At 57.5% G+C, this 18,673-nt stretch carries 20 protein-coding genes; 10 read left to right on the top strand and 10 right to left on the bottom strand.

What is annotated here, in order from left to right:
- Positions 1-2: 2 nt before the first annotated feature.
- From NWQ23_RS00740 to cobS, 3 genes are all read right to left on the bottom strand, one after another.
- A complete protein-coding gene (locus NWQ23_RS00740; RefSeq protein WP_306164305.1) occupies positions 3-368 on the bottom strand; it encodes a hypothetical protein in 366 nt (121 codons plus the stop codon).
- A gap of 115 nt (positions 369-483) precedes the next feature.
- Positions 484-858, bottom strand: coding sequence for a hypothetical protein (locus tag NWQ23_RS00735; protein ID WP_306164303.1), 375 nt, complete (start codon positions 856-858; stop codon positions 484-486).
- A gap of 154 nt (positions 859-1,012) precedes the next feature.
- Complete coding sequence (gene cobS, locus NWQ23_RS00730) at positions 1,013-1,999, bottom strand: cobaltochelatase subunit CobS (protein ID WP_306164301.1); 987 nt, start codon at positions 1,997-1,999, stop codon at positions 1,013-1,015.
- 481 nt (positions 2,000-2,480) lie between these two features.
- Here cobS and NWQ23_RS00725 point away from each other — a divergent pair, with 481 nt between their 5' ends.
- Positions 2,481-3,020: a hypothetical protein gene (locus NWQ23_RS00725; RefSeq protein ID WP_306164299.1), complete on the top strand. Its 540-nt coding sequence runs from the start codon at positions 2,481-2,483 to the stop codon at positions 3,018-3,020.
- Positions 3,021-3,049: 29 nt separating this feature from the next.
- On the opposite strand, the gene NWQ23_RS00720 is transcribed toward NWQ23_RS00725, so the two are convergent.
- Positions 3,050-3,685: a DnaJ domain-containing protein gene (locus NWQ23_RS00720; protein ID WP_306164298.1), complete on the bottom strand. Its 636-nt coding sequence runs from the start codon at positions 3,683-3,685 to the stop codon at positions 3,050-3,052.
- Positions 3,686-3,765: 80 nt separating this feature from the next.
- On the opposite strand from NWQ23_RS00720, the gene NWQ23_RS00715 reads away from it, so the two are divergent.
- Positions 3,766-4,017, top strand: a complete 252-nt coding sequence (locus NWQ23_RS00715; protein WP_306164296.1) for a BolA family transcriptional regulator — start codon at positions 3,766-3,768, stop codon at positions 4,015-4,017.
- Here NWQ23_RS00715 and NWQ23_RS00710 read toward each other — a convergent pair whose 3' ends face one another.
- The 4 genes from NWQ23_RS00710 to pepN all read right to left on the bottom strand — a co-directional run bounded on the left by NWQ23_RS00710 (position 4,018) and on the right by pepN (position 9,629).
- Positions 4,018-4,431 (bottom strand): DUF4177 domain-containing protein, encoded by a 414-nt coding sequence (locus NWQ23_RS00710; RefSeq protein WP_306164295.1) that lies wholly within the window; start codon positions 4,429-4,431, stop codon positions 4,018-4,020. It lies immediately after the preceding gene.
- 87 nt (positions 4,432-4,518) lie between these two features.
- Positions 4,519-6,030 carry an Asp-tRNA(Asn)/Glu-tRNA(Gln) amidotransferase subunit GatB gene (gatB, locus tag NWQ23_RS00705; RefSeq protein ID WP_306164293.1) on the bottom strand — a complete coding sequence of 504 codons (1,512 nt, stop codon included), beginning with the start codon at positions 6,028-6,030 and terminating at the stop codon, positions 4,519-4,521.
- Positions 6,031-6,105: 75 nt separating this feature from the next.
- Complete coding sequence (locus tag NWQ23_RS00700; protein ID WP_306164351.1) at positions 6,106-6,975, bottom strand: lysophospholipid acyltransferase family protein; 870 nt, start codon at positions 6,973-6,975, stop codon at positions 6,106-6,108.
- Positions 6,976-7,076: 101 nt separating this feature from the next.
- Positions 7,077-9,629, bottom strand: a complete 2,553-nt coding sequence (gene pepN, locus NWQ23_RS00695) for an aminopeptidase N (RefSeq protein ID WP_306164291.1) — start codon at positions 9,627-9,629, stop codon at positions 7,077-7,079.
- A gap of 141 nt (positions 9,630-9,770) precedes the next feature.
- Here pepN and NWQ23_RS00690 point away from each other — a divergent pair, with 141 nt between their 5' ends.
- The 6 genes from NWQ23_RS00690 to NWQ23_RS00665 all read left to right on the top strand — a co-directional run bounded on the left by NWQ23_RS00690 (position 9,771) and on the right by NWQ23_RS00665 (position 14,979).
- Positions 9,771-9,917: a DUF2256 domain-containing protein gene (locus NWQ23_RS00690; protein WP_306164290.1), complete on the top strand. Its 147-nt coding sequence runs from the start codon at positions 9,771-9,773 to the stop codon at positions 9,915-9,917.
- Between the two features lie 115 nt (positions 9,918-10,032).
- A complete protein-coding gene (locus tag NWQ23_RS00685) occupies positions 10,033-12,180 on the top strand; it encodes a malate synthase G (protein ID WP_306164289.1) in 2,148 nt (715 codons plus the stop codon).
- Between the two features lie 19 nt (positions 12,181-12,199).
- Positions 12,200-12,628 carry a heme-binding protein gene (locus NWQ23_RS00680; protein ID WP_306164288.1) on the top strand — a complete coding sequence of 143 codons (429 nt, stop codon included), beginning with the start codon at positions 12,200-12,202 and terminating at the stop codon, positions 12,626-12,628.
- A gap of 227 nt (positions 12,629-12,855) precedes the next feature.
- Entirely contained in the window at positions 12,856-13,623 is a 768-nt protein-coding gene (locus tag NWQ23_RS00675; protein ID WP_306164286.1) for a gamma-glutamyl-gamma-aminobutyrate hydrolase family protein, read from the top strand.
- 82 nt (positions 13,624-13,705) lie between these two features.
- Positions 13,706-14,230, top strand: coding sequence for a flavodoxin domain-containing protein (locus NWQ23_RS00670; RefSeq protein WP_306164285.1), 525 nt, complete (start codon positions 13,706-13,708; stop codon positions 14,228-14,230).
- Between the two features lie 62 nt (positions 14,231-14,292).
- On the top strand, positions 14,293-14,979 hold the full coding sequence (locus tag NWQ23_RS00665; RefSeq protein WP_306164283.1) for a D-lyxose/D-mannose family sugar isomerase: 687 nt from the start codon (positions 14,293-14,295) through the stop codon (positions 14,977-14,979).
- 10 nt (positions 14,980-14,989) lie between these two features.
- Here NWQ23_RS00665 and NWQ23_RS00660 read toward each other — a convergent pair whose 3' ends face one another.
- Complete coding sequence (locus NWQ23_RS00660) at positions 14,990-16,153, bottom strand: FAD-binding domain-containing protein (protein WP_306164282.1); 1,164 nt, start codon at positions 16,151-16,153, stop codon at positions 14,990-14,992.
- A 36-nt stretch (positions 16,154-16,189) separates the two neighbouring features.
- A complete protein-coding gene (locus tag NWQ23_RS00655) occupies positions 16,190-17,002 on the bottom strand; it encodes an alpha/beta hydrolase (protein ID WP_306164281.1) in 813 nt (270 codons plus the stop codon).
- 99 nt (positions 17,003-17,101) lie between these two features.
- Here NWQ23_RS00655 and NWQ23_RS00650 point away from each other — a divergent pair, with 99 nt between their 5' ends.
- Positions 17,102-18,550, top strand: a complete 1,449-nt coding sequence (locus tag NWQ23_RS00650; RefSeq protein ID WP_306164280.1) for a TrkH family potassium uptake protein — start codon at positions 17,102-17,104, stop codon at positions 18,548-18,550.
- A gap of 1 nt (position 18,551) precedes the next feature.
- Positions 18,552-18,673 (top strand): thiamine pyrophosphate-binding protein (locus NWQ23_RS16645; protein ID WP_372340094.1); only part of this gene is annotated, 122 nt, incomplete at its 3' end.

The following is an 18,673-nucleotide window of genomic DNA, read 5'->3' as shown; positions in this document are numbered from 1 at the left end:
GGTCAGTCTTCGTCGACCGGGTCGAATTCAAATGTGATCCCTGCCTCTGGTGCGATTTCGAACGGGTCTTCGGCAAGTTCGTGCAGGTTCCCCAATTCCGCAACACCGGGCAAAATAGCGCCACTATCATCGACAAAGGCAAGGCGGGGGCGGTAGGTCTTTCCACCAATCTCGATTTCGCCTTCATCGAAGAGATAGGCCAGTTCGGTGATGATCCCTTCGACATTGGCCTTTGCAATCTCTTCAGACATATTCTCGGCAAACAAGGGCAGCAGCACTTGTGCCATCAATGCGGTTGCGGATTCAGCCAGGTCTTCATGGCTGGTCACATAATCTGCTGGCAGTTCCGCCCCGATTTTCATCTTCATGATAGGCTCCGGTCTGTTTGAGTTGTCCCCGCATCATGCGTAGAAAACAGACCGCATTATGACAAGCCTGCGTTTATTTATGATTAAACGCGCAGTTGGCTGCACAAACGGCTTATCAACTCAACAAAAGCCCCGTACAGCCCTGTTCAAACTGTAGGGCTTGCGCTCTGGCCCATGCCGCATCGTCTGCATCATCGCTAAAGGTCGCACGCGAAAGCAAGATCGCTTGCGCATGTTTGCCGGAAATGCGCCATTGCAATACCTCGGAGCTTTGCTCGGGCTCCATCACCGCAGCGACAAGATCAAGAAGGTGCGCCCTGCTTGTGTTGGTTTTCTCTGATGCGGGCCCGTCGAACATCCACTGATGTTCCATGACTGCCGATAGCCGCCCTACGCAGGTTGCAAATGTCTGTAGCGCGTTGTTTTCAAGGGCCTGCGCGGAACCACCGAGAGCCGATGCCAGTGCGATTGCTGCAATAAGAGTTTTCATACTGCCCATAAAAGCAGCATGATGTTAAATTTTCTGTATGCCAATTAGGCAATTTGGAAACATTTTGTTCTTGATGAATTTGCAACAGCACGTACCGGCACAAAAAAGGCGGGGAAAACCCCGCCCTTTGTCAGTCAAGACTGTCTTGCTCGCATTATCCCAAGCTCAGGCTTGCCGCACTTTCTGGCAGTTCTTCGTCGAAACACCGCTGATAGAACTCGGCGACCGTCTGGCGCTCCAATTCGTCACATTTGTTCAGGAACGACAGGCGGAAGGCATAGCCCACGTCTTGGAAGATTCGTGCATTTTCCGCCCAAGCCAGAACGGTGCGCGGGGACATCACCGTGCTCAGATCGCCGTTCATGAAGGCCGTGCGGGTCAAATCCGCAACGGTCACCATCTGGCTGATAATCCTGCGGCCTTTGTCGGTGTTGTAATGCGGCGATTTCGACAACACGATGGCTGCTTCTGCATCGTGGCTCAGGTAGTTGAGCGTGGCGACAAGCGACCAGCGGTCCATCTGCGCCTGGTTGATCTGCTGCGTGCCGTGGTAAAGGCCGGTGGTGTCGCCCAGACCAACGGTATTCGCAGTGGCGAAGAGACGGAAATAGGGGTTCGGGGTGATGATCTCGTTCTGATCCATCAGCGTCAGCTTACCATCCGCTTCCAGCACCCGCTGGATCACGAACATCACGTCGGCGCGGCCTGCATCGTATTCGTCAAAGACGATGGCCACAGGGTTACGCAACGCCCAAGGGAGGATGCCTTCGTGGAACTCTGTTACCTGCACGCCGTCGCGCAGTTTGATCGCGTCTTTGCCGATCAGGTCGATCCGGCTGATGTGGCTATCAAGGTTTACGCGCACAGCAGGCCAGTTCAGGCGGGCGGCGACTTGTTCGATATGGGTCGACTTGCCTGTGCCGTGATAGCCTTGGATCATCACACGACGATTGTAGCCAAAGCCGGCGAGGATGGCCAAAGTCGTATCGGGATCGAATTTGTAAGTGCTGTCGATCTCGGGCACGCGATCTGTCCGCTCGGCAAACCCTTTGATCTTCATCTCGCTGTCGATGCCAAAGACCTCGCGAACCGAGATTTCTTCGGTTGGTTTAGCTTGCATGTCGATCGTACCGTCCGCCATCTTAGGTGCCTTTATGCTATCTTGCGTCAATCTGCGCTTGGGAATGCATCATAAACCGAACTGCTGCAAGGGAAAGGGCCGGTTGAATTGATCGGTCGCGTGTGTCTGGCGCGTCCAGATGTCGGGTCAGGGCCTTGCACAAGGCTATCGGGACACTTTGAGCTTGGGCAGGTGAAGCGTCTGGCATGTCGCTTTGTGGCGCGGATCGCGAAATGATTCTCTGTCAACGCCGGAATACCCGGACAACTTGCCCATCGCAGCAAAAGGTGCCGTGCCGCTGCATGTTTCCGATTTCGAAAAAGTATCAGGTATTTGCCTTGCTTGTTCACAATTAAGTTTGAAATACCCCTTTGCACTTGAGTTTTAGCCGACATTGTGGCAATTTTTCGCTTATTGAAACTTTCTGCTGTGACGTAACGCACAGACAAATTTGTTCTAAGTGCGTGTTGTTGGTTTATGACGAGTATGGGGGATAGACGCGATGTTTACGCGTTTTACGGAATTCATGTATCTGACAAGAGGTGAGAAGGCATTCGTTTCGGCGTATGCCATCGTTATCGCGATCTCTGCGGGCTTGACGATGCTGGTCATGTCCGGTGTCGAAGGGCCAAGCGCCTTGCCACAAGAGCCATCGCTTTATGTCCTGTGGGTGATTTTTGCCGGAGCACTGAGTGGTGGCATCGGCTTGTTCGCAGCGCGTGGCTGGATGGGGCAAACGGGGCTTTTGGGTTTTGCGCGTGCAACTGTGGGTGCAATCGCAGTCGCGCTGCTTGGTGCGATCATCGCGGGAACACTGATTCTGCCGGTTTACGGGACGTTCTATGGTCCGTTCCTGCTGCTGTCCGAGTTCATCGGAAAGCCATGGATTGCCTTTGCTTGGTTCGCTGCCTTGTTTGGCGCGCACTACCTGATGGTTATCCTGACAGAAGAGATTGCTGATGGCGCAGGGCGCTATGCGCAGCGCAGTGCATCATCGCAGTTGAGCTCTCTGACACGGGCGCAGCTCTATAGAAGAGACTAATGCGCAGCGGCCCAATGTGCGTTGGGCCGCTAGTCTTTGTCTCGAAAGTTTCTGCTTTCCTTGATCTGGTCCCAAGCCCAGACAACCTCTGACAGTTGTTCTTCCTGGCTGCGATCCCCGCCGTTCATGTCGGGGTGCAGGACTTTGATCAGCGACTTATAGGCTTTGCGGATCTCTTGCTTTGACCAATTGTCCTTGGCTTCAAGTATCTCTACCGCACGCCGCTCTGTCGGGGGCAGTTTACGGCCAACTGCCGCTCCGCGCCCGGGGTTCAGGGTCGCGTTCTCACCCAGCACCTGATGTGGATCGTCGACACCAAGACGTGCCCAGGCGGCCTCTTCAACAGTCCGCTTGAAGGGTTTTGTCGGCCGCTCCCAGACGCGGTCGCGGTCCATCTGCGCGGCCAGTTCGGCCTCGGAGGTTGTGTCAAAGAAATTCCATTTCAGGTTGTATTCGCGCACATGCTGCTGGCAGAACCAGAAATAATCGTCCAGAACATCCGGAGACTTTGGCGCGCGGTACTTGCCGGATTCTTCGCATCCTTCGTGGTCGCAGACACGGGTCGATGTTTCAGACGCGCCTGACATCCCGCGACGACCGCGCGGGTTTTTTTTCTTGGAGCCCGACACAGACATGTCAAAGCCGAATGGATCATCTTTTTTCATGGTGCGTGTCTCGCCTTTCCGACTCGGACGACAAACCTTAAACAATGCAGCGAGAGATTGAAGAGGGCAGGGACAAAATAATGACACTTGAAACCGAAATTCGCGACGCTCTTGGCAGCCTTTCGCCAGATCATCTGGACGTTATCAACGAAAGCGCCTTGCATAGTGGGCATGCGGGCGACGATGGGTCCGGCGAAAGCCATTGGCGGATTGTGATCAAGGCGCAGGCGCTGGACGATATGTCGCGCATCGCGCGGCACCGTGCGATCCACGCCGCATTGGGATCAGCGGTTATGGGGCGCATCCACGCCCTCGCAATTGAAATCAAATAGCTATTGTGCCGCCACGTCGGACGAGGGATCGGACTTGCTGGCCGTTTCGCTCTTTGGGGGCTTTGGCGGCGTGACGGGTTTGGGTTGGGCAAGTGCTGCCTTTTCCGCCAGTCGCTCTTCACCGGTCTTCAGGCGTGGTGCCCCAAGCGATGGTTCGGACAGCGTTTTGACAGACTGTGCTGGCACTTTGGCACGACGAAAAACCAGCATATTCTGGTAGACTGTCGTTTTGCTCATCAAGCCTTCGCGCTGCTCGGCGGGGAGCGTATCGGCGCGCAGATATTCCCAGCCTTCAGCGGCCAGATCATTCATCACGGTTTGCAAGGCATGGGCAAAGCGATCTTGCGCTGTCTTCACGCCTTTGGCTTTCACCCCGCGCACCGGCGCTGGAACAACTTTGTACTCGTATGACATCGCGCCACCCCCGTATCCACCCGACGGATGTATCAAAAATTGATAACCAGCGCCAACCCTTTGCAGCGCTTTGGCAAAAGCGTGGCGTTAAAGCCCCAGTTTCTGTGACACAATCTCGTTCACGGCTGCTGGGTTCGCCTTGCCGCCGGTGGCCTTCATGACCTGACCGACAAACCAGCCGACCAGTTTGGGGTTGGCTTGCGCCTTTTCCACCTGCGCAGGATTTGCGGCGATGATTTCATCCACCGCCGCTTCGATCGCACCGGTATCGGTCACCTGCGTCATGCCTTCGGTCGCAACGATTTCGGCCGGGTCGCGGCCCGTCGTGTAGCAGATTTCAAAGACGTCTTTGGCGATCTTGCCCGAGATGTCGCCGGACTTGATCAAGCCAATCAGCTCGCCCAATTGCGCAGCGGCGACGGGACTGTCCTCGATGCTGTGGTCTTCTTTTTTGAGCCGCCCGAAAAGTTCGTTGATGACCCAGTTTGCCGCCAGTTTCCCGTCGCGTCCTTCGGCGACTTTTTCGAAGTATTCCGCGTTGGCAACTTCGGCTGTCAGCACCGAGGCGTCATAGTCTGACAGGCCAAAGTCACTGATAAAGCGCGCCTTCTTCTGGTCTGGCAGCTCTGGCAATGACGCTTTGATGTCATCAACCCAAGCCTGCTCGATCTCGAGCGGCAATAGGTCCGGGTCCGGGAAATAGCGATAGTCATGCGCTTCCTCCTTGGACCGCATCGAGCGTGTCTCGTTCTTGTCCGGATCATAAAGACGGGTTTCCTGCACCACCTCTTTGCCATCCTCGATCAAGGCAATCTGGCGCCGCGCCTCATAATCAATCGCCATCTGGATGAACCGCATCGAGTTCATGTTCTTGATCTCGCAGCGCGTACCAAGGTGGCTGAAATCCTGTGTCGCCTGATATTTTTCGTAATCCCCGGGCTTGCAGACCGACACGTTCACGTCTGCACGCAGGTTGCCGTTTTGCATATTGCCGTCGCAGGTACCCAGGTAGCGCAGGATCTGACGCAGTTTCAAAACGTAAGCGGCAGCCTCTTCCGGCCCGCGAATATCGGGGCGACTGACGATTTCCATCAGCGCCACGCCGGTGCGGTTCAGGTCCACAAAGGACATATGCGGGTCCATGTCATGGATGGATTTGCCTGCGTCCTGCTCAAGGTGGATGCGTTCGATCCGCACATTCCGCGCCTGCCCGTTGCCCATCTCCACCAGCACTTCGCCTTCGCCCACGATCGGGTGGTAAAGCTGCGAAATCTGATAGCCCTGCGGCAGGTCTGGATAGAAATAGTTCTTGCGGTCAAAGGCAGAGACAAGGTTGATCTGCGCATTCAGCCCAAGACCTGTTTTGACGGCCTGCGCAACGCACCCTTCGTTGATGACGGGCAGCATGCCAGGCATGCCGGCGTCGACGAAAGCCACATTGCTGTTCGGCTCTGCACCAAAAAGCGTCGATGCGCCCGAAAAGAGTTTCGCATTCGTTGCGACCTGCGCATGCACTTCAAGACCAATGACAAGTTCCCAGTCGCCGGTGGCACCAGCGATGACTTTCGGGGTCGGGGTGTCGTAGGTGAGGTCGAGCATCTGGCACTTCCTTTGAGCTGTGTCCCGCCTCGTTTAAAAGAAGGCGCTGCCAGCTTCAAGTCGGCAAGAGTGGCCTTATTGGTGCTGCATGGTGCGGACCCAAGCGCGCGAGGTCGATACCAGATTGACCGTCGGTGCGTCTTTGCCGCCAAGCGCAAGCGTGGCCTTGCGCAACATCGCTATCCCGTCTTCGGAATTTTGCGGGATCGAGGCTGCCGAGATGGGCTCTCCGACAGTGACCTTAAAGGGCTGGCGCGCCTTGTTCAGCGTTTCATGAAACAAGGTGATGTCGCGCAGTGTGGGATGGATGAAATCGAACAGATAAAACAGCGCAGAGTTGCGCGCCTGAATGTTCACCGGAATGACTGGCAGGTCGAATTTGCGCGCCAGCATGGCCGCAGAGGCCATCCACGGCCGCTCGTATAGTCGCAAACCGCGCCGCTTGGCCAAGCGGCCTGACGGAAAGATGACGCCCAGACGCCCGTCTTGCGTCGCTTTACGCACATAGCCCATCGTTTCGCGGGTCTTGGCATGGCTGCGCAACTCCTTGCGCCACTCCACAGGAGCAATCATCGTCTCCATCTGCGGGAAAACACGCAGAATATCGCGGTTGGCAAAGAAATAAGCATCCGGGCGGGTGGCCGCGATCAATCCGTTCAGAATAATGCCGTCCGCAATGCCTGTCGGGTGGTTGGCAACGATCAGGGCAGGGCCATGGGCCGGGATATGGCCCAACCCGCTTGCATCTACCATCTTCGACAGCCTCTCGGCCATTGTCTGCATGATCAGTGCAGGTTGCGCATCTTCGAGCGTTTTTGCAATTTGGACCGTTTTGTCGTAGCCCAGCAAACGATGCAGACCATGTCTCGCAATGCGTGTTCCGGGGCGATCACTGTAAAGCCAGGGCGCGCGTTCAGCGATCAGCGGGTCAATGCGATGTTCCATGTCGGCATAATGCGCAGCGCGGCGTAACGGTTCCACGACAAATTCGTAAAGGCTTTAAGACGGCAAGATTTCGCAAGGATTGCCCTGTGCATTGGCAAGGATCAGCCCAGAATCCGCAAAACCATCTCGGTTGTATCGCGCGAAAGCCCCGGAGTTTGTGCAATCCGCGACAGGGCGGCACGCATTTTGGCTTGCCGGTCGGTACCATAGCGTTTCCACGTATCAAACGCGGTGGTCATCCGTGCCGTGGTCTGCGGGTTGATCGGGTCAAGTTTTATCAGCCATGCCGCCAACAGATCATAGCCCGCGCCCGATGCGTCATGAAAGCCGGCAGCGTTGCCCTTGAGCGCACCGAAAACAGCACGGAACCGGTTGGGGTTCTTGATGTCAAAGGCAGGATGGGCAGCGAGTGCGGCGGCTGTCTTTGCAGCCGCTTCGGGAGCGGCGAGCGCCACTTGCAACCCGAACCACTTGTCCATCACCAGACGGTCATGCCGCCACTGTTCGGCAAACCCCGCGATCTCCGCTTCACCCTTGCCAATTTGCAAAAGCGCCCGCAGCGCCCCCAACTGCTGGGTCATATTGTCGGCTTTGGCGTATTGGAGTGCTGCCAATCGGCCCCCGTCGGTCTTGCTGGCCAACGACAGCACTGCATTGCCGAGGCTGCGCTTGCCAGCCGCTTCTGCATCCGGGGAATAAGGCCCCTCGACCGTCATCTGCGCGTAAAGGCGCGGCAGCAGGTCTTGCAAATGCTGTGCAATCTGCAGCTTTAAACCCTCATGCGCGTGGTAGATCACACTTGGATCAGGGATTTCTCCGGCGTCCACAAGCGCCTGCGCGGTGTCATCCTCGCTGGGCAGGCCAAGCACGCGTGCGCGAAAGGCGGGGTCAAGATCATCATTGCGCAGCACTGCCGTCAGCCCGTCCAGATAGGCCAGATCCGGTGTCGCCTCGTCGCGGACCATGCGCACAAGGATATCTTGGGCAAGGCTGCGCCCCGCGCTCCATTTGTTGAAAAGGTCGGTGTCATGGGCAAGAAGAAAGGCTTGCCGCGTTGCACTTTGGTCTTGGTGAACAATCACCGGTGCAGAGAAATCCCGCAAGATGGAAGGGATCGGTTTGGATGCAAGCCCGTCAAAGGTGAAGGTCTGCGCCTCTTGGGTCAGTTCCAACACGGTGGTCGGCACGATCTCATCGCCATTGTCATTCAGCAAACCGACGGCGATGGGAACAAGCAGGGGGTCCTTGACCGCCTGACCGGGCGTGGCAGGCGTGTATTGTGTGACATGAAGACGATATGTACCCCCCTCGAAGTCGTCAGTGACGGTAATGCGCGGCGTCCCCGCTTGGCTATACCATTTGGCGAACTGGCTCAGGTCGCGACCGGTGGTGTCTGCAAAGACCTGCAACCAATCCTCGATCGTCGCCGCATCCCCGTCGTGGCGCATGAAATAGAGGTCGAGCGCTTGCGCATAGGCGGCATCGCCGACGATCCGCTTGAGCATCCCGATAATTTCCGCCCCTTTTTCATAGACGGTCGCTGTGTAGAAATTGTTGATCTCGACAAAGCTGGCTGGCCGGACGGGGTGCGCCAAAGGGCCGTTATCCTCGCGGAACTGATAAGCGCGCAGTACCAGGGCGTCGTCGATCCGTTTGACTGCTTTAGAGCGCAGATCGCTGGTGAATTGCTGGTCGCGAAAGACGGTGAGGCCCTCTTTGAGGCAAAGCTGGAACCAGTCGCGGCACGTGATCCGGTTGCCTGTCCAGTTATGGAAATACTCATGCGCGATGATCGCCTCGATCCGTTCGAAATCAGCGTCTGTCGCGGTTTCGGGCGAGGCCAGCACGGCAGAGGCGTTGAAGATATTCAGCCCCTTGTTTTCCATCGCACCCATGTTGAAATCATCGACGGCGACGATGTTGAAAAGATCAAGGTCGTATTCGCGCCCATAGACATCCTCGTCCCATTTCATCGCGGTCTTGAGCGCCTCCATCCCGAACGCGCATTTGGCTTCGTCGCCGCCGGGGCGGACCCAGATGTTCAAGGCGACAGGCTTGCCTGACTTGGTGGTGAATTGATCCGCATGACCGACCAGATCACCCGCGACGAGCGCGAAAAGATAGGCAGGTTTCGGCCAAGGATCGTGCCATTCGGCCCAGCCTGGGCCAGCGCCCGCCGGGTTGCCGTTAGAGAGCAGGACTGGCAGATCGCTTTCAATCCGCACCGTGAAGACAGCCATGACATCAGGCCGGTCCGGATAGTAGGTGATCTTGCGAAATCCTTCTGCCTCGCATTGGGTGCAATACATGCCGTTCGACATATAGAGCCCTTCAAGAGCAGTATTGGTACTTGGGCTGATCTCGACCTCTGCCTCAAAGACAAAGTCCGTGTCAGGCACGGTGCAGTGCAGACCCTGATCGGTGATCTGGGGTGTGACAGGCGCGCCGTTGATCGCCGCAGAGATCAGTTTCAGATCAACGCCCTGCAAAAAGAAATCGCGGTTTGCCGTCGCGGGATTGGGGCGGAAGGTGATGCGGGACAGCACGCGCGTGCTAGTCGGGGCCAGTTTGAATGTCAGATGTACCGCATCCACCAGATATGCGGGCGGAGTATAGTCAGAGAGATAGATAGTCTGGGGGGCTGCGTCTTTCATCGGACAATCCTTTGTGGTTGGTGCAAAGGTAGGTCGGTGGCGCGAAGATGGCCACCGCCTTTCGGTGGGGCGGACAAAATCCGAAACAGATTTTGCGGCAAGGTTTTTGAAAATCTTTGCCAGTGGATTAGATGGAATGACATGCCCAAAATGCGCCGTAAATCCGATCTGCCCCAGAAAACCTGCGCCACCTGTGGCCGGCCTTTTGCTTGGCGCAAGAAATGGGCCAAGGTCTGGGATCAGGTCCGCTATTGCTCGGACCGCTGCAAGGCAGGTCGGCAGACGTAAACACCCGCAAAAAACCGGTCCCGGCTTGTTGCCTATCGGAAACTTCTGGACTAGTTCGTGGAAACGGCACCGCCGTGTGCCATAGCATACCGGACACGCAGGATTGGGAGTTGTCATGACAAATCGCACTGAAAAGCATGGCTTGCAGGTCGCCAGTGAATTGGCAGATTTCATCGATGCCCGCGCCTTGGACGGCACAGGTATCGACAGTGAAACCTTCTGGAAAAGCTTTGCCGCACTTGTTGCTGAAATGACCCCGCGCAACCGCGCGATGCTGCAAAAACGTGAAGATCTGCAAGGAATTATCGATGCATGGCACGTCAAGCGGCGCGGCCAGCAACTTGACCGGACCGAATACGAAGCCTTCCTGCACGAGATCGGCTATCTGGTCGAAGAGGGCGAGGATTTCAGCATCGACACCGCCAATGTCGACCCCGAGATCGCGACTGTCCCCGGCCCCCAGCTTGTTGTGCCGATCACGAATGCCCGTTTTGCGCTGAATGCGGCAAACGCCCGTTGGGGCAGCCTCTATGACGCTTTTTATGGGACTGATGCGATGGGTGTGCAGCCACCCAAAGGCCCCTATGATCGTGGCCACGGTGCGCGTGTTGTGGCCCGCGCCCGCGTCTTCCTTGACGAAGCTTTCCCGATTGTCGGCACCAGCCATGCGGATGTATCGCGTTACCATGTGCAGAATGGCGCGCTGCTGATCGACGACAACCCCTTGCGCGAGCCTGCGAAATTTGCGGGCTATCGCGGCAACCCCAAAGCACCCGATGCGATCTTGCTGGTCAACAACGGGCTGCATGTTGAACTGGTTTTCGACCGCGCCCACCCCATCGGGAGCCGCGATCAGGCCTTGCTCGCCGATGTGCGTCTTGAAAGCGCTGTCTCGGCGATCATGGACTGCGAAGACAGCGTGGCTTGCGTGGATGCCGAGGACAAGGTCGCGGCTTACGCAAACTGGCTGGGCCTGATGAAAGGTGACCTGACCGCCGAATTCCAGAAAGGCGGCAAGACCATGACCCGCCGTCTGGCGCCAGACCTTACCTACACCGCGCCGGATGGCGGCACGCTGACCCTCAAAGGCCGCGCGCTCTTGTGGATTCGCAACGTGGGCCACTTGATGACCAATCCTGCGATTCTCGATTCCAATGGCGATGAAGTTTTCGAAGGCCTGATGGACGCGATGATCACCGTGCTGATCGCGATGCATGATCTCAAGCAAGAAGGCGGCAACTCTGCCCACGGGTCGGTCTATGTGGTCAAACCCAAGATGCACGGCCCCGAAGAAGTGGCCCTGACCAGCGATATCTTTGCCATGGTCGAGGATGCACTGGGCTTGCCCCGCAACACCGTCAAGATCGGGATCATGGACGAAGAGCGGCGCACAACTGTAAACCTCAAGGAATGTATCCGCGCGGCCAAATCGCGGGTGGCTTTCATCAACACTGGTTTCCTCGATCGTACCGGCGATGAAATCCACACCTCGATGGAGGCGGGCCCTTTCAGCCGCAAGGACTTTATCAAGCGCAAACAATGGATTGGCGCTTATGAAGATCAGAATGTCGATATCGGGCTCGAGTGCGGTTTCTCCGGCAAGGCCCAGATCGGCAAAGGCATGTGGGCGATGCCCGACATGATGGCGGCGATGCTGGAACAAAAGATCGCGCACCCGCAGGCCGGTGCCAATTGTGCCTGGGTGCCAAGCCCGACGGCGGCCACGCTGCATGCGCTGCACTATCACAAGGTCGACGTGATGGCGGTGCAGGCCAAGCTGCTCAAAGGCGGACGCCGTGCCTATGTATCCTCGATTTTGGATATCCCGTTGGCGCAGTACCAGCGCTGGACAGACGCTCAAAAGATCAAAGAGGTCGAGAACAACGCCCAAGGTATCCTTGGCTATGTTGTGCGCTGGATCGATCAGGGAGTGGGCTGTTCCAAAGTGCCCGACATCAATGATGTGGGCCTGATGGAAGACCGCGCCACCTGCCGGATTTCGAGTCAGGCTTTGGCCAACTGGCTGCACCATGATGTTGTCAGCCAAGAGATGGTCATGGACGCCATGCACAAGATGGCCGCTGTCGTGGATGCACAGAATGCGGGCGATCCGGCCTATCGGCCTATGGCGCCAGAATTTGACGGTATTGCCTTTCAGGCGGCCTGTGATCTGGTCTTCAAAGGCCGCATCCAGCCGTCCGGATATACCGAGCCAATCTTGCATCAGCGCCGGCTGGAGCTAAAAGCACAGCGCAACCACTAAGACAGAGGGAGTTGAGACTATGGCCGAGATTTCAGCAGGCAAGGCACGGACGATTATTCGCAAGGCATTGGCCAAAGGCCACGAGATGGGGCTCAAACCTCTTTCGGTCGTCGTGCTCGATTCTGGCGGTCACGTCAAAGCCTTCGAGCGTGAAGATGGTGCTGCACCGGGTCGGTTCGGGATTGCGCATGGCAAGGCTTATGGGTCGGTGATGCTGGGGATGGCAGGGACTGCGCAGATGGCGCGGGCCGAAAGCCAAGCCTATTTCATGGCAGCGGTGAACGGGGTCTATGGCGGGCAGGTTGTGCCTGTTCCGGGTGGTGTCCTGGTGCGCGATAAACGTGGTGCGGTGATCGGTGCTGTCGGTGTGACTGGCGATACCTCTGACAACGACGTCGTCGCGGCCATGGCCGGGATCGAGGCCGCCGGTCTGGTGGGCGAAGCCTGACGCCAACCCGAGCTATTCAAACGACCCAAGCGCCGCTTCCTGCGAAGCGGCGTTTTGCGATCTGCTGATCGCCAAGCTGACTGAGAACAGATCAAACTGCCCAAAACATAGCCGCCGTGCCCAATCCCTGAGCCTGTGCGCTACGGCCCATATCACTGTGCGCTTGCACTGCCTTTCACTTTCGAATTTTTCCAGCTAGAAAAAAGGCGATTGCGAAAGGATTCATCATGTCCCGGCCCGTTGTTGGCATCGTCTCGAACAACCATCTGATCAATGACCAATACGCGGTCCACGCAGCGGGCGCGATGAACGTCTGGGCACTGGCGACCGTGTCGCAAGTCCTGCCCCTGATTGTTCCCGTCGATCCCAATAGCACCTGCATTGATCAACTGATGGCCACCTGTGACGGTTTCTTCTTTCCCGGCGGGCGGCCCAACGTCCACCCCGAAGAATACGGTGAGGAACCGACCGAGGCGCACGGCACGTTCGATCGCAACCGCGACCGCACAACGCTGCCGTTGATCCGCGCCTGTGTTGCACGCGGCCAACCCATCATGGGCGTCTGCCTTGGATTTCAGGAATTGAATGTCGCGATGGGTGGCACGCTTTACCCCGAAATCCGCGACTTGCCGGGGCGTGACAATCACCGGATGCCGCCCGATGGTACGCTGGAAGAAAAATTCGCGCTGCGCCACGAGGTGACACTGACCGAAGGTGGGCCGTTCCACCGCGTCTTCGGATCACACAAGGTGATGACGAACACGCTGCACGGGCAGGGGATCAAAACTCCCGGGCCCCGCATTGTCATCGACGGCCACGCCCCTGATGGCACGCCAGAGGCAATCTATGTCGCTGATGCCCCCGGCTTTACCCTTTCCGTGCAGTGGCACCCCGAATGGAACGCCGACAATGATCCGGTCTCGCGCCCATTGTTCGAAGCCTTTGGTGAAGCCTGCCGCACGTGGTCTGCCCGCGGGTTACGCAAGGCGGGCTGACAGGCGGCCCCACGCCTGATTTGAATCAATCCGGCGCTTTGTTCTCTTTGGTATTCTGCCGAAAGCAGCAAGGAGAATCCCGATGAATATTCTGATCGCTTACGCCTCGACCGAAGGGCAAACGCGCAAGATTGCCCGCTATTGCGCAGACTACCTCAACGGCAAGAACCACACCGTTGAACTGGTGAGCGCCGAAGATGGGCTTGATGCCGAACTGGCCAGATTTGACGCAGTATTGCTGGCGGGGTCAGTTCATGCCGGCAAATATCAAAAGGAGTTGGTCCGGCTCGCCAGGAAAAAATCGGCAGCACTTGCCCATGTCCGGTCTGCATTCATGTCTGTTTCGTTGGCCGCCGCTGGCACGGATGTTGACGACTGGACAGGTCTGACGGAATGCGTGAACCGCTTTGCGGACAAGACGGGGTGGACACCGCCCACGGTCATGCATGTGGCAGGCGCATTCCGGTTTTCCGAATATGATTTCTTCAAATCATGGGCGATGCGCTGGATCGCGGCGCAAAAGGACCAAGAGGTCGATCCGCAGACCGACAAGGAATACACCGATTGGGCGGCGCTGAAAAAGACGCTGGATGACTGGCTTGCTTAACCTGCCTTGCCGAAGCGGTTCATTTGCGAAAGGATCGCGCCAAGCAAAGACCGAGGTGTGCAATGAAACGATCCCGCATCAACGATATCATGGCGGAAGCAGACGCGATGATCCGTTCCTTTGGGTTCGTGCTGCCCCCGTTTGCCTATTGGACGCCCCAAGATTTCCAGGCCCGCGCGCTACAAGCACAAGCCGTGATCGATGCCCGCTGCGGCTGGGACATTACCGACTATGGGGCCGGACGCTATGACCAGATGGGCCTGTTTCTTTTCACCCTGCGCAATGGCCGTCTGGCCGATCTGCAACGCGGTGGTGGCATGTGCTATGCCGAAAAGCTGTTGATTTCAAAGCAGGATCAGCTTTCGCCGATGCATACCCATGTGATCAAGGCCGAAGATATCATCAATCGTGGCGGAGCGACTTTGGTGATCGAGCTTTTCGGCTCTGACGATCAGGGGCAGTTTGATGAAAACAAGGGCGGCACCGTGTTTTGCGACGGGATCCGCGTCGACTACGCCCCCGGTCAGAAACTGCATCTGGCCCCCGGTGAAAGCGTCACGCTGATGCCCGGCGACTGGCACGCCTTTTGGGGCGAAGGCGGCGATGTGCTGATTGGCGAAGTCTCTACCGTGAACGATGACGAGACTGACAACATCTTTCGCGAACCGATAGGGCGGTTTTCAACGATCGAAGAGGATGTGGCACCGACCCATCTGTTGGTCAGCGACTACAAGGCGTGGCTGTCCTAAGCCACAGGCGTCACGCCACGCGCAGACCGTTCAACTGGCCGATCAATGCGGGGATCTTTTCCTTGAACCGGAAAAACCCATGCGTTGCATGAGGCCAAGCCGCAGCATCATAGGGCCTGATCACCCGCACCAATGGAACTTTGCCCAAGGCATCTGCGGTTGGGCCGACAGGCAGATAGGCGGTGACAACCTGATCTAGCGCATGTTCCGCCATCCATGCCTCCAGCCCTTCGGCCGCGCAAACCGTCACAGGGCCAAGGCGCGCTGCAAAGCGTGTGGCGCAATTTTGCAAACTCTCACCCACGAAGGCCGTGACCTTTTCACCCACGACCAAAGGGCTGCGCGCGGCGGTGGTTTGCACCACAGCCGTGGCGACAGGGGAAACCTGATCAAGCAGCCACCCCGGCGACAGGTCCTCTTCGGTGATCAGCAGTCCGGTGCGCTGGTTGGGATCAATGACACCCGTGCGGGGCAAAGGAGACAGGGCAGGGTGTGGCAACCCTTCAAGGGGGGCCGCAAAGCTGGCAAGTCCTTTGGGCGCAAAGCGGCCTTCGGTATATTTGGCGATATTGTCTGCGCGCGCCAGATAGGTCTTGCCCACCGTTTGCAGCCCGCCGACCCAGCGCCATGACAGCGTATTGGACGCAGGATCACCATCCAGCAAATGCCGCAAGAAAAAATCGGCCCCCAAGGTCCAAGGTAGACGCAGGGTGAAAATCCAGATCGAGGCAAACCACATCCGCGCGTGGTTGTGCAGATAGCCTGTCTGCACAAGTTCGCGGGCCCAGTGGTCAAAGCCATCAATGCCCGTCTCGCCCTTGCAGGCGGCCTCCCATGCCTGGCGCAAACCACTTTCGGTCTGCACGCGGTTCAGCGCGCCGCGCAATTCGGCCTGATAAGCCGTCCAGACGGCGGGGCGCTGTTCCAGCCAGCCTTTCCAATAGGTGCGCCAATAGACCTCTTGGATGAATTTCTCGGCCGCACTTGGGCTGTGGCGGGCAAGGCAGGCCCGCAAGACGTCTTCTTCTGTGATAATCCGGTGCCGGATGTAGGGGGACAGGCCAGAGACATTGCCGATATCATCATAGTTGCGCTTGGCGGCATAGGTTTGTCCGGCCTTGGGCACAAAGGCATTCAGGCGCGCAAGGGCATGTGTGTAGGACGGTTCAAACATGGCAGGCCAGCTAATGCGCAGCGCGTCTGTTTCAAGTCAGCGCAAGGCTGACGTCATCCAGTTTTCGACCATAGCGGTGTAGGCATTGTCTTCGCCCAACGCGATGTTGATTTGCCGGTGAGAGCGGTCTTGCGGCAGCAGGGTCGCAGCCACGGCGAAGCGACTGGCGATGCGCTCAAAGCTTTGTGCGGCAGGGCAGGCGCTGCGGCGCGTGCTGGAGCAGACAAGCAAGAACGGGCCATCATCCGCACTGAGATGCAGGTCAGGAGAGGCCGCTTGCCAATAGGCAGGATCGTCGCCGAACGCATTTTGATAAAGCGCAGGTGGGTTGCCGCGCATCAGCGCGGGAACATTCAGTGCAGCAGTATCAAGCAATACTGTGCCAGCCCATGGGCGCAGGCCTGCCGCCATTCTGATATCGTTGCGGGTGGCCACCAAGCCTGCCACATGCGCGCCTGCTGAATGGCCCATCACGACCATATCATTTGAATTTGCCCCAAAGCGTGCGGCGTTTTGCTGGATGAAAGCAAGCGCGGCCGCAAAATCAACGGCTTGGTCAATCGGGCCCGCCTGAGGCAAAAGGCGCGTATTAACCGCGACGAAAACATATCCTTGCGGCACCCAGTTTGCGACTTTGGCCCGCCAAACGCCTGCATACCGTTTATCACCCCCGCGCCAGCCACCGCCATGCAGCATCACAAGAATGGGGGCATCGACGACATTCTGCGGCCGATAGACATCCAGCCGCTGGCGCGGGTCAGGGCCATAGCTGAACTCTTGACGGGTTTGTGCGGGGGCCATGCTGGCAATCAGCAATAACAGAAGAGAAATCAGGACAATGTTTTTCATCATGCAATCCGTCTGGCCTTTGTCATTGTTTAACGACTCCCGCGCGGTTTTACGTCGCCCGTTCTTGACACCAGCGAGCGGGCGGGACAACGCTGCCACATGCTAGATTTACGCCCTGTGGGATATGTGATCGGTCTGCTTGTGGCGTCGCTTGGGTTAACCATGATCGGCCCGCTCTTGGTTGACCTGCTGGCAGGAGACGATCACTGGTTTGTTTTCTTTGAAAGCGCCGTGATCACAGTCCTGACCGGAGGATTGATTGCTTTGGCCTGCGCCAATGGTGTGACGCAACGGCTTTCGCTGCGGCAGACCTTTTTGCTGACGTCACTGGTCTGGCTGACCTTGCCTCTGTTCGGCGCGATCCCCTTTATCCTGGGGGCGACGCAAGCCAGTTTCACCAACGCATTCTTCGAAGCGATGTCAGGTCTGACCACAACAGGTGCCACAGTCTTTACCGGTATCGAGGACCTGCCTGACGGGCTCAAGCTGTGGCGCGGCATCCTGCAATGGCTGGGCGGGGTCGGTATCGTCGTGGTAGCGATGGTCTTTCTGCCCGAATTGCGGGTCGGGGGCATGCAGATTTTCCGCACTGAAGCCTTTGATACAATGGGAAAAATCCTGCCACGTGCAGGCCAGATCGCAAGCCGCATTTCAGTGATTTACCTTATACTGACGGTCAGCTGTGCGCTCGCCTATTCCGTAACTGGCATGCTGCCGTTTGACGCTTTGGTCCACGCGATGACGACAGTCTCGACGGGGGGCATGGCCAACTATGATGCCTCTTTTGGCATCTATGGGGCGGGCGCGCATTATGTCGGCGCATTTTTCATGTTGCTGGCTGCATTGCCTTTCGTGCGGTATGTGCAGCTTTTGGCGGGGACAGCGCAACCGCTGTGGCGTGACACGCAAATCCACGCCTTCCTCTGGATCGTCGCGATCACCGTCCTTTTGATTACATCATGGGTGTGGGGCCGTGAGGGTGTGATGTCAGAGGTCGCTTTCCGCGAAGCACTCTTTAACGTGACGTCCATCATTTCGGGCACGGGATACTCCAGTGCGGATTATATGTCTTGGGGGACATTTCCGGTTGTCATGTTCTTCCTGATCGGCCTGATCGGTGGCTGCGCCGGATCGACGTCCTGTTCGGTGAAGGTCTTTCGCTACCAGTTGGTCTTTGCGGCCATCAAAAGCCAGATCCGCCAGATTCATTCGCCTCATGGCGTCTTTACACCCCGCTATGACGGGCGGCCCATCAGCGAAGATGTCCTGAACTCGGTCATCGCCTTTCTTGTGGCCTTTATCCTGTCCTTGGGCATCACGACGGTTCTGCTGGGTCTGACGGGCCTTGATTTCATCACCTCGATTTCGGGTGCTGCGGCGGCCCTTGCCAATATCGGCCCGGGCCTCGGACTCGAGATCGGACCGGCGGGCAATTATGCCAATATCAACGACACGGCCAAGTGGATTTTGGCGATTGCCATGTTCGTCGGACGGCTCGAGATCATGGTCGTCCTGACTATCCTGACGATCAAATTCTGGAGACCTTAAGATGACGACGCGACCCCTTGGCGCACAAATCTCGCATATGCTCAAAGACCGCGGGGTCGATGTGATTTTCGGCATTCCGGGGGTGCATAATCAGGAAATGTATCGCGGGATCGAAGAGGCAGG

Origin of the sequence: Yoonia sp. (assembly GCF_030731595.1) — a bacterium.
Classification (GTDB): Bacteria; Pseudomonadota; Alphaproteobacteria; order Rhodobacterales; family Rhodobacteraceae; genus Yoonia.
Note: the sequence above shows the minus strand (reverse complement) of the source record. Positions and strands in the feature narration are given on the sequence as shown.

Coding starts and splice junctions, on each gene's coding strand:
- NWQ23_RS00740 (WP_306164305.1), bottom strand. CDS start 368: ATGAAGATGAAAATCGGGGCGGAACTGCCAGCAGATTATGTGACCAGC.
- NWQ23_RS00735 (WP_306164303.1), bottom strand. CDS start 858: ATGAAAACTCTTATTGCAGCAATCGCACTGGCATCGGCTCTCGGTGGT.
- cobS (WP_306164301.1), bottom strand. CDS start 1,999: ATGGCGGACGGTACGATCGACATGCAAGCTAAACCAACCGAAGAAATC.
- NWQ23_RS00725 (WP_306164299.1), top strand. CDS start 2,481: ATGTTTACGCGTTTTACGGAATTCATGTATCTGACAAGAGGTGAGAAG.
- NWQ23_RS00720 (WP_306164298.1), bottom strand. CDS start 3,685: ATGAAAAAAGATGATCCATTCGGCTTTGACATGTCTGTGTCGGGCTCC.
- NWQ23_RS00715 (WP_306164296.1), top strand. CDS start 3,766: ATGACACTTGAAACCGAAATTCGCGACGCTCTTGGCAGCCTTTCGCCA.
- NWQ23_RS00710 (WP_306164295.1), bottom strand. CDS start 4,431: ATGTCATACGAGTACAAAGTTGTTCCAGCGCCGGTGCGCGGGGTGAAA.
- gatB (WP_306164293.1), bottom strand. CDS start 6,030: ATGCTCGACCTCACCTACGACACCCCGACCCCGAAAGTCATCGCTGGT.
- NWQ23_RS00700 (WP_306164351.1), bottom strand. CDS start 6,975: ATGGAACATCGCATTGACCCGCTGATCGCTGAACGCGCGCCCTGGCTT.
- pepN (WP_306164291.1), bottom strand. CDS start 9,629: ATGAAAGACGCAGCCCCCCAGACTATCTATCTCTCTGACTATACTCCG.
- NWQ23_RS00690 (WP_306164290.1), top strand. CDS start 9,771: ATGCCCAAAATGCGCCGTAAATCCGATCTGCCCCAGAAAACCTGCGCC.
- NWQ23_RS00685 (WP_306164289.1), top strand. CDS start 10,033: ATGACAAATCGCACTGAAAAGCATGGCTTGCAGGTCGCCAGTGAATTG.
- NWQ23_RS00680 (WP_306164288.1), top strand. CDS start 12,200: ATGGCCGAGATTTCAGCAGGCAAGGCACGGACGATTATTCGCAAGGCA.
- NWQ23_RS00675 (WP_306164286.1), top strand. CDS start 12,856: ATGTCCCGGCCCGTTGTTGGCATCGTCTCGAACAACCATCTGATCAAT.
- NWQ23_RS00670 (WP_306164285.1), top strand. CDS start 13,706: ATGAATATTCTGATCGCTTACGCCTCGACCGAAGGGCAAACGCGCAAG.
- NWQ23_RS00665 (WP_306164283.1), top strand. CDS start 14,293: ATGAAACGATCCCGCATCAACGATATCATGGCGGAAGCAGACGCGATG.
- NWQ23_RS00660 (WP_306164282.1), bottom strand. CDS start 16,153: ATGTTTGAACCGTCCTACACACATGCCCTTGCGCGCCTGAATGCCTTT.
- NWQ23_RS00655 (WP_306164281.1), bottom strand. CDS start 17,002: ATGAAAAACATTGTCCTGATTTCTCTTCTGTTATTGCTGATTGCCAGC.
- NWQ23_RS00650 (WP_306164280.1), top strand. CDS start 17,102: ATGCTAGATTTACGCCCTGTGGGATATGTGATCGGTCTGCTTGTGGCG.